Origin of the sequence: Vibrio sp. TRT 29B02 (assembly GCF_050113655.1) — a bacterium.
Classification (GTDB): Bacteria; Pseudomonadota; Gammaproteobacteria; order Enterobacterales; family Vibrionaceae; genus Vibrio.
On record NZ_JBNJOJ010000039.1, the window covers coordinates 1 to 13,651 of the forward strand.

At 39.7% G+C, this 13,651-nt stretch carries 11 protein-coding genes; 4 read left to right on the plus strand and 7 right to left on the minus strand.

The annotated features are described in order from the left end of the window. Positions 1-217 precede the first annotated feature (217 nt). Positions 218-1,468, plus strand: a complete 1,251-nt coding sequence (locus ACQEXT_RS18955; protein WP_426953197.1) for a DEAD/DEAH box helicase — start codon at positions 218-220, stop codon at positions 1,466-1,468. A 109-nt stretch (positions 1,469-1,577) separates the two neighbouring features. On the opposite strand, the gene ACQEXT_RS18960 is transcribed toward ACQEXT_RS18955, so the two are convergent. Continuing rightward, complete coding sequence (locus ACQEXT_RS18960) at positions 1,578-1,991, minus strand: VF530 family DNA-binding protein (protein WP_171052154.1); 414 nt, start codon at positions 1,989-1,991, stop codon at positions 1,578-1,580. Between the two features lie 438 nt (positions 1,992-2,429). On the opposite strand from ACQEXT_RS18960, the gene ACQEXT_RS18965 reads away from it, so the two are divergent. Beyond that, positions 2,430-3,116 (plus strand): DUF4336 domain-containing protein, encoded by a 687-nt coding sequence (locus tag ACQEXT_RS18965; RefSeq protein WP_426953198.1) that lies wholly within the window; start codon positions 2,430-2,432, stop codon positions 3,114-3,116. A 115-nt stretch (positions 3,117-3,231) separates the two neighbouring features. On the opposite strand, the gene ACQEXT_RS18970 is transcribed toward ACQEXT_RS18965, so the two are convergent. Both ACQEXT_RS18970 and ACQEXT_RS18975 read right to left on the minus strand, forming a co-directional pair. After that, positions 3,232-3,378 (minus strand): hypothetical protein, encoded by a 147-nt coding sequence (locus tag ACQEXT_RS18970; RefSeq protein WP_426953199.1) that lies wholly within the window; start codon positions 3,376-3,378, stop codon positions 3,232-3,234. Positions 3,379-3,978: 600 nt separating this feature from the next. Further along, on the minus strand, positions 3,979-5,802 hold the full coding sequence (locus tag ACQEXT_RS18975) for a hypothetical protein (RefSeq protein WP_426953200.1): 1,824 nt from the start codon (positions 5,800-5,802) through the stop codon (positions 3,979-3,981). Between the two features lie 874 nt (positions 5,803-6,676). Between ACQEXT_RS18975 and ACQEXT_RS18980 the strand changes: the two genes are divergently transcribed. Then, positions 6,677-7,933 carry an integrase gene (locus tag ACQEXT_RS18980; protein ID WP_426953201.1) on the plus strand — a complete coding sequence of 419 codons (1,257 nt, stop codon included), beginning with the start codon at positions 6,677-6,679 and terminating at the stop codon, positions 7,931-7,933. A 130-nt stretch (positions 7,934-8,063) separates the two neighbouring features. Here ACQEXT_RS18980 and ACQEXT_RS18985 read toward each other — a convergent pair whose 3' ends face one another. Both ACQEXT_RS18985 and ACQEXT_RS18990 read right to left on the minus strand, forming a co-directional pair. Continuing rightward, positions 8,064-9,008, minus strand: a complete 945-nt coding sequence (locus tag ACQEXT_RS18985; protein WP_426953202.1) for a sce7725 family protein — start codon at positions 9,006-9,008, stop codon at positions 8,064-8,066. Between the two features lie 19 nt (positions 9,009-9,027). Continuing rightward, a complete protein-coding gene (locus ACQEXT_RS18990; protein ID WP_426953203.1) occupies positions 9,028-9,876 on the minus strand; it encodes a sce7726 family protein in 849 nt (282 codons plus the stop codon). Between the two features lie 1,353 nt (positions 9,877-11,229). Here ACQEXT_RS18990 and ACQEXT_RS18995 point away from each other — a divergent pair. Beyond that, on the plus strand, positions 11,230-12,093 hold the full coding sequence (locus ACQEXT_RS18995; protein ID WP_426953204.1) for a phage integrase N-terminal domain-containing protein: 864 nt from the start codon (positions 11,230-11,232) through the stop codon (positions 12,091-12,093). 102 nt (positions 12,094-12,195) lie between these two features. Here ACQEXT_RS18995 and ACQEXT_RS19000 read toward each other — a convergent pair whose 3' ends face one another. Beyond that, positions 12,196-12,699: a histidine phosphatase family protein gene (locus ACQEXT_RS19000; RefSeq protein ID WP_426953205.1), complete on the minus strand. Its 504-nt coding sequence runs from the start codon at positions 12,697-12,699 to the stop codon at positions 12,196-12,198. 3 nt (positions 12,700-12,702) lie between these two features. Further along, positions 12,703-13,647, minus strand: a complete 945-nt coding sequence (locus tag ACQEXT_RS19005; RefSeq protein WP_426953206.1) for a hypothetical protein — start codon at positions 13,645-13,647, stop codon at positions 12,703-12,705. Between the last annotated feature and the right edge of the window lie 4 nt (positions 13,648-13,651).

Here is a 13,651-nt window from a genome sequence, read left to right on the forward strand (position 1 = left end):
GATCACTAAGCGTCATGAATGTTCCCAATAAAATGAATTTATTAGCTTTTTCTCTCAGTTTTGTGGGGATACTTCAGTGACTGTCCTTATAAAAATAGTGCGCTCGGAAACTCGTTTATGCGCCGTTAATATTGTGGTTGAATCAATATAGCTAACACCCTCGCGCCAAATAGCATAAGATACACGGCCTTTAGCCAGTATTGAGCCACTCATTGTAATGATAGATAAAACACAGCAAACGACTTTTTCCGACCTTGGCCTGACTTCAACCCTAGTCGAGCGACTAGATGAATTAGAATATCACCAGCCAACTCCCATCCAATCGCATGCCATTCCTCATGTGCTTAATGGAAGAGATATCATTGGTGGTGCCAACACGGGATCTGGAAAAACTGCCGCGTTTTCGTTGCCAATTCTGCAAAAGATTCTTGAGCAAGATTCCTCAAATACTCGTCGTGGTAATTTTGTTTCTCACCTGATTCTAGTTCCAACTCGTGAGTTGGCGTCTCAGGTGGCCTATAGTGTAAAATCATACTCATATCATCTTAGAGATAAGATCAAAACAGTCGCTGTATTTGGTGGTGTATCAGTAAACCCACAAATGCTCGCACTTCGTGGCGGTAGTGACATTATCGTTGCGACTCCGGGTCGACTACTTGATCTGATCTCGAGTAACGCTATCAAGCTAGACCAAGTAAAAACGCTCGTGCTCGACGAAGCCGATCGTATGTTGAGCCTTGGATTTACCGACGAGCTAAATAAGATTCTTGATCTGCTGCCAAAGAACAAACAGACCTTGCTCTTCTCTGCGACTTTTCCTGAAAAAGTAACGACTTTGGCTCAGAACTTGCTCAGTGACCCAATTGAAATTCAACTTCAAAGCGCTGAAGCGAGTACTTTGGTCCAGCGTGTATTTAGCGTGAACAAGGGTCAAAAGACAGCAGTACTTGCACATCTCATTAAACAGCACCAGTGGCGACAGACATTGATTTTTGTTAATGCTAAAAATGCTTGTAACCATCTGGCTCAAAAACTATCGAAACGTGGCATCGCCGCCGAGGTTTTCCATGGTGACAAAGGACAAGGAGCGCGTACGCGTGTTCTTGACGGCTTTAAGTCAGGCGAGATTCAAGTCCTTATCGCTACCGATATTGCCGCGCGTGGTCTGGATATAGAAAAGCTACCAGTGGTCATCAACTTCGATCTTCCGCGTAGTCCTGCCGACTATATGCATCGAATTGGACGCAGTGGCCGTGCAGGTGAAGTCGGTTTAGGCTTATCTCTGATTGATTACGATGATTATCACCAATTTAAAGTGATCGAAAAGAAGAATAAGTTCCAGCTTGAACGTGAACAGGTAGAAGGTTTTGAGGTGGAAGACGACCAGAGTGAAGCGTATTTTCAACCGATGAAACCGCGTGCAAAGCCAGCCGGAACAGGAAAAAAGAGCAAAAAGCGTAAGCAGTAACTAGTAGGTAAGTGGATAATCGGACAATCAGCTCAGCTATCCACTTGCGATTTTTTAGAGCCTCATCTGAAAGGTCAAATGGGGCTCTATTGCCAATTCACGCGTTGTATTACCGGCGTGAAGGACGTCCTCTTGGGGAGCGCTGTTTAAATGCAGAGGCTGCTTTGGCCTGTGATTTAAGAATAGAATCAACCGTTAGCTGCATTGGCTCTTTAGGCTCAAGCCCATGAGGAAAAGTACGAGCTCTTGGTGGTAGGTCATATTCCTCTGCACTCGCTCTTGGCATACGCTTAAAACGATATAGGTAAAAGTTTTCTAATTTTTCTCTCGCCCATTCAGTCTTCTTTAAATACTTTACGCTACTTGCAATCGAAGGTTTGGTATTGAAGCAGTTAAAGCGCATTGCTGCATCTAGAATGTCCCATCCATAAAAATCCACCAACTCCTGCAACATAGTTTCTAGCTTTAGCCCGTGCAGTGGGTTGTTTTGTTGCAGTTCGATTCTTTCTTCGTCAGTCATCATTTAATTTTTGGGTCTCATTCTTTAAAGGGCTGAGTTTAACAAAGTATCTACCGCAGAGATATCTATAGAAAAATATTTTCAATACAAGCCATAGAAGCCCAACAATAGAAGCAATAGAACAATAGAAGGACAGGCACGAGTAAATCACTCACCGTGATTTCATTCTTTGGGGTGACTGTCCTCTTTAATCCTTTAATCAGTCCTCTTTAATCAGAGATCTCAGTCGTTTTTTGTGGATATCAGGGCATTGATTCTCGCGAGTTTGCTGTAGAATTTGAATGTCGCGCATCGTTAGGGGGCCCTATTAAATCCATTTAATCAGGTGTGTTTTTGGCTAAATTAATTAGATCAGAATGAGCAATGCGCGTCTACTCATTGTTTTATATAGAAATTATGAGGGGATTCGTAAGAATTAGGCGTTATGTGATTGGGGTTCAAATGGAAAAATTAGCGCACGAAATATGGATATTCGATGGTAGCTCAGTTCAGTTTCTAGGGTTACCTTTTTCTACTCGAATGACGATTGTTCGCCTATCTAGTGGGGAGCTTTGGGTTCACAGCCCAATCAAGTTATCAGAAGCAATTATTGAACAGATCAGCAGTTTAGGCGAAGTAAGGTATTTGATAGCACCAAATCACTTACATCATCTATTTTTATCTGATTGGCTAGCTGTTTATCCTAAGGCCGAAATTTATGGCACTAATGAAGTTATAGCAAAGCGTGGTGATCTAACTTTTAATGGTTCTTTGAACCATCAGCAAATTTGTGCTTGGGGAGCAGAAATCGATCAAGTGTTATTTTCGGGTTCGCCCTTGATGGAAGAATGTGTTTTTTTCCATAAAAGTTCAGGTGTCCTTATCGTCACAGACTTGGTTGAAAACTTTTCTGGAAACGATTTTAATTATTGGCAAAGAGCAGTAGCGAAAGGTGTAGGTATTCTAGCTCCCAACGGAAAAATGCCTTTAGATTGGCGCCTAAGTTTTATGTTCGGTAAATCGGACGCTCGCCGGCACCTTGATCGCTTGTTGTCTTGGAAACCTCAAATTTTAGTCATGTCTCATGGCGAAATTGTCAAAGAGAATGCAGGTAAGTTCTTAGAGAGTGCATTCAAATGGCTTATCTGAGCAGGTGGCAAGAAATCACATAACACGAGACTATTGGGTCATTTTGATACGTTTTTTTTGCTGTTTGATTTGGATTTATTCAACTTAAACCAGGTCTTCTTGCGACCATTATTTCTCAAAATAATTCCTCCAAAACAACACCACTTTCACCATTGGCAATTCTTTGGAGAAGACTATTAACTTGTGTTTTTTTATTGATTGAAGTTTCTGTATTTTGAATGGATTTATTTCTATTCTCATTATGAATGATTTGATTAGACATATTATGCCCCTTATAACGTTTAAAATTAATTTGCACTGAACATAGGTATTATTTTTAGGATAGCGAATTAAGGGATATTACAGAGAGAAACTTGCTAGGGATGACGCTGGAAAACTTTCTTTATATTTTATCTTGATAACAACTCTTTGTCAGAGCAATAACCACTATACAGACTTATTTGATTAAAGATACCTTTATTTTCAACTTAGTGAATCCTTGTAAGTTTAAAGTTGTTATTGTCAACCGCAGCCAGAAAAATAGAAGGACATGCACGAGTAAACCACTACATACCGTGATTTCATTCTTTGGGGGTGACTGTCCTCTTTAATTACTTTCTCGATGCGATCAGAAATGGTGAGGTTTACACAGGGCATAAGCGCAACGGAGAGAATGGCCCATGTGAATGCAGATACAACGAAGATTTACACAAGAGAGAATGATATTCGCTGGAATCAGGTTCCAGCGATTGAGGTGAAGCCAAAAGTGAGTTAGCGCAATAGTGCTCTTCATCTAAGTATATCAGAAAGGCTATATTGAAGAACAGACTAGGAAAAATGGCGGTGTAATTTTGCTAATTGTTGTCGCACTTCAAACTTGATACTAAGTTTTTTTGTCGGCTAAGCCAATAATATGGAAATCTGCTCCTGAGGACCTAATTGCATTTTCGGCACTAACCAATAACACATCTAGCTGAGTTTTTATCTTGCTACCTGAACTATTTTGGTAAACGCTTTTCTGGGTGTGGGGCTGGACGACTACAACACGAGTCTTAACATGTTTGTTGTCTTTTAACCCCAATAGAACAGTAAAGAAATCTTCAGCTTTAGCTTCTTTTCCATTGTGCCAACATCCTTTATGAGCCGCATTATCATGCCTTACTTTCAGATCTTCGACGAGGGTTTTCCTAGCAGTAAATCTTAGGTTCTTAACAGCTTGATTAAGTACAACATCATGTGCACCTACAGATATTCTTCGAGACGCATCACTAGATTTTGACGCTTTGACGTGGATTAAAGATATTAGATGCAGTGAACCATGCTGAACATAATGAATGAAATCGGCTTTTTCTCCAGCGCCATCATCACAGTATAACCAACCCTGTGGTTTTTCTGTTGTATTAAATTCATCTGATGTTAGCCAATTTCCACTCCAACATTTTTGTACCCAACAGAATAATGATTTTTCTTTACCTATATCTTTTAATGATGGTTTTTGAGCATTCGTCCCAGGCTTTTCTTTTTTAATGTCGTATTTTTCAAAGTCAGCCCACAAGAACTTGTCATACTCTACATCTCGATAGCCAGTTCTGAATACCATGCCATTTACTACAGCGTGCCCAGACTCAAACCAACACTTAACAAGTTCAGGATACAAAAACACTCGCTTGAATAAATCGAAGTGTTTTTTACTTTTGGTTACAGGTGTTTCACTTTTTACTTTAAAGGTAACTTTATAGTCGTCAACTTCAACTTCTACACATATATTTCCCACCTTCTTACCTGTGTGGAAGATATCGAGTGAAATATCACTTTCAATAAAACTGTTTACCAATTCAACATGAAAGTCATACTGTAGTTTTTTCAACAACTCTTTACGATGCTGTCCGTCCTCCTCTGGCAGAAAGTCGTAATCTACAAGAGAAAAATCATATGGTTTTTTTAAGTCATCAGGTTTAGATATTGGATAAGACAATATCCCGATAGGGCTCTCTGACTCAATACTGTTAACTGACAGTCTATCTAATATTTCTAGTACTCTGTTCTCAAAAGTACTCCAATCTTTACAAGGTCCGCGCCAAATTGACGACTTAAATGGATTAATGCCAACGGAGCTTTTTGATTTTGTCCCCCAAACTTCAGTTCGTACTGCCGACATCATATACGACTGATCAATCAGAGGGTCGAGGGTATCAGCAACACTATTACCGCCTAAAACTTTTGAGTCTGCTTTAAAGTTATCTCTACCATGTATTCCCGATAGCCACAGCATTTTGATTTCGTCTTCATTAATGAAATTACCATTCAGCTTGCTTATTGGAATTGGAAATAGATTTGGTAAGCGCTTTTTCCCAAAAAACTCTCGGATAGTGTCTTTTTTACCTTTCTCAGAGAAATAAAAAGCGAGGTGATCTCTGACGTTAAAGCTAACGAAGACGTGGTGCTCTAAGTCTTTAAGATCCAAACCTTTAGCCCAGCTAGGTTCCTTTGAAATTGTATACGATGTGATTTTTACTGTTCCTAGTTCTCCGACCTCATCATTGACCGTCGAGCCTACTGTCATTTCATCAGAGGACTCTTCTTTCAATAATTGGAGTATTACTTCATGCACTGAGCATGATTCTTCTTTTGTTGATTTAGCACCCAATAGAACAGATAAGTATGGTGCGACATTTTGTTTCTCAACAGTGATAGTATTGCTTTCCACCTAGCCTCCTTATCACAACGGCATACAGCGCGGTGCAATAGAGAATTATTATGTATTTGGCTAATACATTTACCACAAAGACCACTTTATAGTTAGGGTAATTATGCGATGCGCTCAAAGATATGAATCAAGTCACACTTAACCCACCGAGTCTGAGAACAATAGAAGGACAGGCACGAGTAAACCACTACACACCGTGATTTCATTCTTTGGGGGTGACTGTCCTCTTTAATTACTTTCTCGATGCGATCAGAAATGGTGAGAGTGTGTAAACCTCCCCTAAGTTAGTGGCTAAGTTTCAATAAGTTGAAGAGAATAGAGAGCGTTTTTGAGGGCTCAAAAACGGTGAAACCCCGATGTTGGTAGTAAGCACAATTGTAGGGTATTGATTTTTAATGTTTTCATTACTTTATAGAGCATTTCGTATCTTAAAGTGACGTCTTAAATGCGAAAATGCTCTAATTGGTAAAAGCTTATAAATCAATTGGTTGTCATTTTTCTATTACTGAATAAGTCCACCCTATAGCGACTGATATCGGCCACTTTACTTATCTCTTCTTCATTTGCTTTTGTGGCCAATTGCCGCTCAAAACAAATCTTACCGAAAATTTCATGCATAGTTTTTCTTAAGCAATTTTCATTATTTGAAATGTGAGGAGAAGAACATGGCAATCCGATACTTAAGACCGAGTCAGTACATTGAAGAATTTTATCCTGGTTCTGGTATGTGCAGCGCCACGATCATTAATTGGATAAAAATTGGGAAGTTGGGCGGTACTCGAACCCCCACAGGCCGATACTTAGTCTGCATAGATGAGGATGTTGGTAACCCAGCCGATCGAATTTCAGAATTGGTCAGATTTCTGGAGTCGTAATGGTAGGCCGAGCAAGAAGTAGAGAAACGGCTCACTACCCAGCATTTCTTGTACGAATGAGCCACAGGGGAGAGCTGCGCTTTCGCTTTACGACAGTTGAAGGCGTTAAACGACTTTTCCCTAGTGGCACAACTGAGCAAGAGGCAATTCAAGCGGCGTATGTTTATAACATGCAGAATAGGCCGGAGCTTACGCAAGACTTCGATCTCAATGAGCCAACCCAATTTCAAAGAGCTATCTCTAAAGGGCGTAGAGATAAGTTTAATAAGCCATTAAAAGATTGGCTTCCTGTCGTGTTGGCCCGTGTCAAAGCCGAAGAGAAACTCTCAAAAGACGTATTTAGAAACTTAGAACGTGACTGTGAAAGGTTAGAAGAGCACATGGGTAAGTGCTTAACAAAATCGCTGAAGTTACAGCATATCAATGAGCACATTGGTAAATACTATGCTGAGCTTAATAATCGACAGCTAAATGGAAAAATCAGCAATCTGAAAAAGATATTTTCCTATTTGGCTGATGAGAGTGCGATAGAGAGTAACTTTGTTCTTAACAAGAAACAGAGACGTTTATCAAAAGAGGATTACACCAAAGCACGCCACAACTTAGACTACGAAAGCTATCTTAAGATCTACGAAGCGGCGCCACTGTTCTTGAAAGTCGCAATGTCTTTAACCTTAGAGACAACTCACGCTGTACGTGAAATCTACCGATTGCGTTATCGAATCAAGAAGCCAAGAGAAGGCGTATGCGGCATTCTGTGGAACCTAGAGGGTAGGGTGGATTACATTGACGGCCAACCCATTTACGGGACGCTTTATATCCATCGCCAGAAAGTCCAAAAGTCTGAAACTTCCGCGGTAGCAATTCCTGTCACTCAGGCGATAAAAGACATTGTTGATCTGTCGAAAACCTCAAGGTTGCACTGCCCGTACGTGGCGCATAGAAAACCTCGCCAATTACAAAGAGGTATCTCTAAGGAAACGGATCATCTATATCAGGTTCACCACCACAATATAAGCAAAGAGTTCAGCAAAGTAAGAGACTCTTTGGGCCTATACGATCACCTCAAAAAATCTCTTCGACCAACCTACCATGAGATTCGAGGTTTATCGGCCAGAATGATTGAAGAGCAGGGCATAAGCGCAACTGAGCGAATGGCCCATGCCAATGCGGATACAACGAAGATATACACGAGAGAGAATGATATTCGCTGGAATCAGGTTCCAGCGATTGAGGTTCAGCCAAAAGTGAGTTAGTGTAATAGCGCTCTTCATCTAAGTAGATGAGAAAGACTATATTGAAGAGCAAAGTAGGAAAAATGGCGGTGTAATTTTGCCAATTTTTGTCGCACTTCAAACTTGATACTAAGCTGCGTTTTTCAGGTCTTTACAAGATTTTCAGCAACAATTCAATATGATGTTTTATCGCTAGCTTTTTCATGTAACCGAGATTAGTTGAACGTCCCTCGTTATCAATATCAATAATTTCTTTGATTGCTTCAGAGAAGCTAAAGTAATCTTTGAACTCATTAATAAATGCCACCATTTCAGGTAAGGCCTCATGGATCAAAGCTGCTTGATCTGATGTTGGGTACTCGTACACCTCAGATAAGAAGTGACGAACCCAGATATCACCAGTGTTAGTAACTTCATGTGTAAGGTGTAAAGCTGCCGTATATGGCTGAAAACCACCTGATTTGAAACGCTCAGATAACGTCGTATAGTCTCCAAAGCCCGAAAAACCATCCGTTATATAGTTTAGATGCGCATCTGTGTAAAATTCGTGGTTAGGGTCGGCATATTCAGAATTTTTGCTAACCGAACGGAAGCAATCTGAAATGTTAACTCTTGAAAAGTCGTTAAATTGCTGCTTATAAGAGCGACTTACGTTGGAGTCGATGAAAATATGATGACAAAAGTTTAGGTTCGAAGAAATACTAAACAAGAACTTAGGATCTGAAAATGAAGCATTATGAATGAAAGAAAACTTTCGCTCACCGATACTAACTAAGAAGTCATTGATTTCGCTAGCTTTTGTTGAACTATTTAATATAAACGCAAAATGTTGAGCCTGTGTTTTAGATTTTATCTCATCTACCAATGCTGTCATTTGCTTGGGAGATTTCCCTAAATCACCATTTTGAGAATTAAAAACAATAATGTGCTCAACATTCTTATCACACAATGTATTGATACATTTCAATACAGGAGAAAAACCTTTAGTTACAGGTTCAATTATCGGTACAACCTTTCCACTTTCTGAAAGTTTACCTACACACTCCCTGAGAGCAAGGAGCTCATTTTGCTTCCCTCGTAATAACGGAAAGTACATACCGACACCTCTTCATTTATTATGAAAATTGTTGCTTTAGACTATGCAACATGATGCCATAGTTTTCCTCAGAAAAATTAGATGTACATATCAAAGATAACAGAGAGTTAGGAAACTTTGATAAGGTCTCCTTATGCTTTCCATAATGCTCTCGTTGTTTTAGAGCTTTTTTGAATTCAGAATTAACAACTTCTTTAGGTAAAGCTTCGAACATTTTCTTACACTCACTTCTGACAAACGCAGGTTTTACCTGCGGCAATTCACCAAAGTGAGTTAATACAATGTCGAATATTTCATTTTTATTTAAACAATCAAAAACTAGATCATGTTTCAATAAGTCAGTATGAATACTCGATGGTTGAACTTCCTCGAATGTGTAGCGGTCTGTGAGCACGAGAATACCGATGCTATCGTCTACCTCACTCTTCAGCTTTGAAAGCTTGGATTCAGGAACAACAATATTAACTTTTTCAAAAACTTGCCTATAACTTTCCAACTGATGCTTCAATCGACAGAAAGTATCAAACTCAGTTTTGATTTCATATGCTGTAGAGCAGCCATTAACAACGACACAATCAGCAATAGTCTTCCGAACTCGAAACTCAGTGAAGTACGCTACATTTACCATTTTGTGGCGACCTTTAACTATTTTTTCAGCGATGGCATTTTTGTACACATACTCATTTCGATATTCTTTCACCAACCTTTTGTACAGATGCTCAAAAGCTTCCCACAAAGTCAAACCATCTTCGTGTAAGTGTCTAGCCATCAAGAGTTTAAGTTTATCATTACTCTCTTCGTCCATAAGTGCCATCATAGACTTTTTAGAAAAGAGATTTGTGATCGTATGCCTTTCTGAATTGTTCATTTTGACATCTGTACCATCATTAGAATAAACCTATAACTAATTAACTCGCTCACATAAGATCTTAGCATTCCATCTATGAAAAATCACTCAGATTAAGCTACAGTAGAACCCCCTCAGCAGCTTAACGTCTTGCTAAGGTGTGAGTAACGCAATACAAAAGCTACCGCACAGCGCCTTAATCACCATAAGCCACCGCAAAGTAAAAATGCCACGCGTTACGAATCACTCTTAAGCAATTTGTTAGTACATGCGCTACTTCTATTTGTGCGCTCCAAGATATTGAAAACTGGCATGATATGAAAGGCTTTGAACACTGAAGTGAGACGGGCAGCTACAAAACTTAAAATCGATAGAGAGACGAAAGTTGGCTAGAAGAAAAACGTACTGAACTCACCTACTTTTACTGACTTCAAATTAGGAAAGGATTCGATCCTCGCACTTTGATGGCAACACCAAACGAACGACAAGATTAACTCAGGAAGTACAACGAAAACGAAGAAGCGCCAAAGAAATAGGCTAAGAGTCAGAGACCGTAAATGGTGAAATCAAAGCGAACACTCCGCATATAGTGCCACCGGAAAGAACGTGAAAGGTATAAACTGAAAGTTGTAAAGACAAGCGCCAAAACAGATAAACACCAAAACCTATGACCTTTGATGTCAAACCCGTACTAACTATTATTAGTTGTCGCTTCGTAGGTTTAATCTATACATTTAGTAAGTTATGCGCCACAACGCGCGCTAACAATCAATGTGTATATAATGTCGCATAATGAAAGTTGGGAATGAAGTTCTATATAAGGTTTTGCTATCAGATTAAGTACGGAGTTTGTTCTCTAGTCCTGTCACTCCAAACATGGAGTGACAGGACGGATAGCGACCACCATTACTACCTTCCGAGCCGATTCTCAGAATTACCATCGAATGACACCGAAACAAAACTGACGCTGAGAGCGTCACCAAATTTGAATACTTAACGCTCATCGCACACAATGAAATGGAATTAAATACGCAGCCATTGCTGCATAGCCTACTTGTAAAAGAAACCAATTAATTACCAGCGCATTCTTATCTCACTAGCCCAACGGGCTTCTGGGGATTAAGCAATTGCACATGGCTTACAGTCATTCAATTGTTCGGAATTTCTGACCGCACAGTAGTCTCACTCCATTACCTAATCACTTCAAAGAAGTGATAGGCGTTCTGTCGAAATGAACGGGAGTAATAACACTAATCTGAAATCGCATTGATACCTAACTACTGCACCCGTGAAATAAGAACCTTCGAATGACAAGAGAAAGAGCCGACAACATACGGCTCTTTATTTTTCATTTAACAAGAAGAGGGTTAGCGCATGGCTACTAATTTCTATTACCAAATTACCCGTTTACTACATCGAAACCCAGACGGCTCGAAAGCCACTCAAGCAGAGAGAAAGAAAGTGCTCAAGCTGGTGGACAGTCAACTGAAAGAGCTAAATGTACGAAACTTAGAGTTAAAGAACTTTGGCCGTAGACACGCCGTAAAGCTATTAACTCATTGGCAATCGCAAGGCTTATCGGCAGGAACTATCAAAAACCGAATGTCTCACCTAAGATGGCTATCAGAAAAAATTGGTAAGCCTGGGCTTATACCAGCTAACAATGCATCTCTCGGTATTGAAAAACGCCACTACGTCACAAACATCAATCGATCCCGTCACGTATCAAATGAGCAGTTATCTAGGCTCAATAACCGCTATTTAGAAGCGAGTTTCAGATTACAGGCCGCCTTTGGTCTTCGCCGAGAGGAGTGCATGAAGATAATACTGCGCTTTTCGGATAAAGGTGATCACTTAGTCCTGACTAAAACGAAAGGCGCTAGACCCCGAACCGTACCAATCAGAACCCAAGCGCAGCGTGAACTCATCGATTCGATAAAAAAGTGGGTGGGGGATGGCTCACTAATACCAAAAGAGGACACGTATAAAACTCATTTAGGTAGATACGAACGAGCTTGTATCAAGATGGGGCTCGATCGTGCACATGGCTTGAGACATGCGTATGCGCACCAGCGATACCTTGAGTTGACGGGTAATAGCGCTCCTGCTGCGGGAGGGCCGTCAACGAAAAGGTTGAGTGGTGCAGACAAGCAGCGTGACTATGAAGCCAGAATGATCATTAGTGAAGAGCTAGGGCATGGCCGAGAGGAAGTGACTGCGGTTTATCTAGGGCGCTAATTTAATGCTAGTCAAAGTGTGCTTTGGTGGAGTACAGAGACTCCACCACAATTAGAGTACTTTAAGTGAACCATTTTACATGAACGCACAAAGAAGGCTCTACTAGATATCTTCAATTACTTCAATATATGTCGGTTCACAGCACTTGAGCTTGCTTTTTTTTGCTGAAGTACATCTTTTTACCAATGACCTATAGAAAGCGGAATGACCAACAATGAGGATTTTCTTTCCCCTATATTTGTCTATAAAATTTGCAACTCTTAATTCAAAGTCGACCAGTGATTCAACAGAAGCATCTGATTCCATTGCTTTCCTATTATCAGCAGTTTTCTCTTTACCTTCGTAATCCCCAAAATCTCTTTCCAATAACAATGGTTCATTTACCACGTCATCGAACGAAAATTTGTCTAAAAAACATTGCGAAGTTTGAACTGCTCTGAGTAATGGACTATGCACTAAGATTTTTGGCTTTAACATATCAACTAGATTGATAGCTTCGTTTATTAGTTGCTCGTCAATATCTACTACGGAAATATTCTTTCGACCCGCAAACAAGTTTTTACGACTATAAGAGGTCAAACCATGCCTTACATAAATACACTTCATATTTTAGAAGATCATAGCTGCATGGATAGGGTGACTAGGTGGGAACTTCTGATAAAAACACTTTTCCATTTCCCAATTAAAGTGTTCTGATAAGTTCTTTAAATACCTATAATCATCATTTTCATTTCTATTCTCACGTTCCACTGAATCCAATGAGTTACGGATGGATTCTTCCGATATCTTATCCAAAAACTCATAATAGAATTCCATCATTTTTGATGTCTCTGATTCGCCTAAAATTTTGATAATTCTATCGATTGGTGATAAGTCCAGTAATGAAGCTGTCTTTTCAATCTTAAGGTTGCGACTCAAGCTAGCAGTATCAGCTACCGTCAGAAGGCCAGAAAAGTAAAGAAGCTTTCTTGAAAAGCGAAGTTTTATTTTTCTAACACCCCATTTTTTACCATCTTCATAAACTTTATACTCGTAATCGGTACATATAGTTCGATAGTAACGAATGACATCATTTAAAATAAAACGATTAAGTCCGCTATCCGGAACCCCTTCCTTTATATATTTAGACAAAACCTCATTTTTAATGTATGAATAAAGTTCTTCGTTAAACAGCCACTTACTTTCAAGTAATAATAGCATTCTTCGTGTAAATTTTTGGTTGGTATCAACGTCACCACCGAAGTTTTCCAATAGTTCATCTTCAGTTACTACTCCACCAAAAGTACCTGTGTTCCCGCAGTTTTTAGGTACAAATGATGTTACAATATTATGAACTGTTTCGCGTAGTTGCTCTGTTGTTGAGCTGTCCAATTTGCTTTTTGCTACTATGAACCAGTCCATGTCAGAGACTTCAGACGCTTCATTTCTACCGAAAGAGCCGTTAACGATTACAGATATATCTAAAGAAGAAAAAGGGTCATCTTTTAGGCAGGAGTTTAATTTAGTTCGGATATTTGTAACAACTTGTTCTGAATATACTTTTCTTTTTTCCATGAAT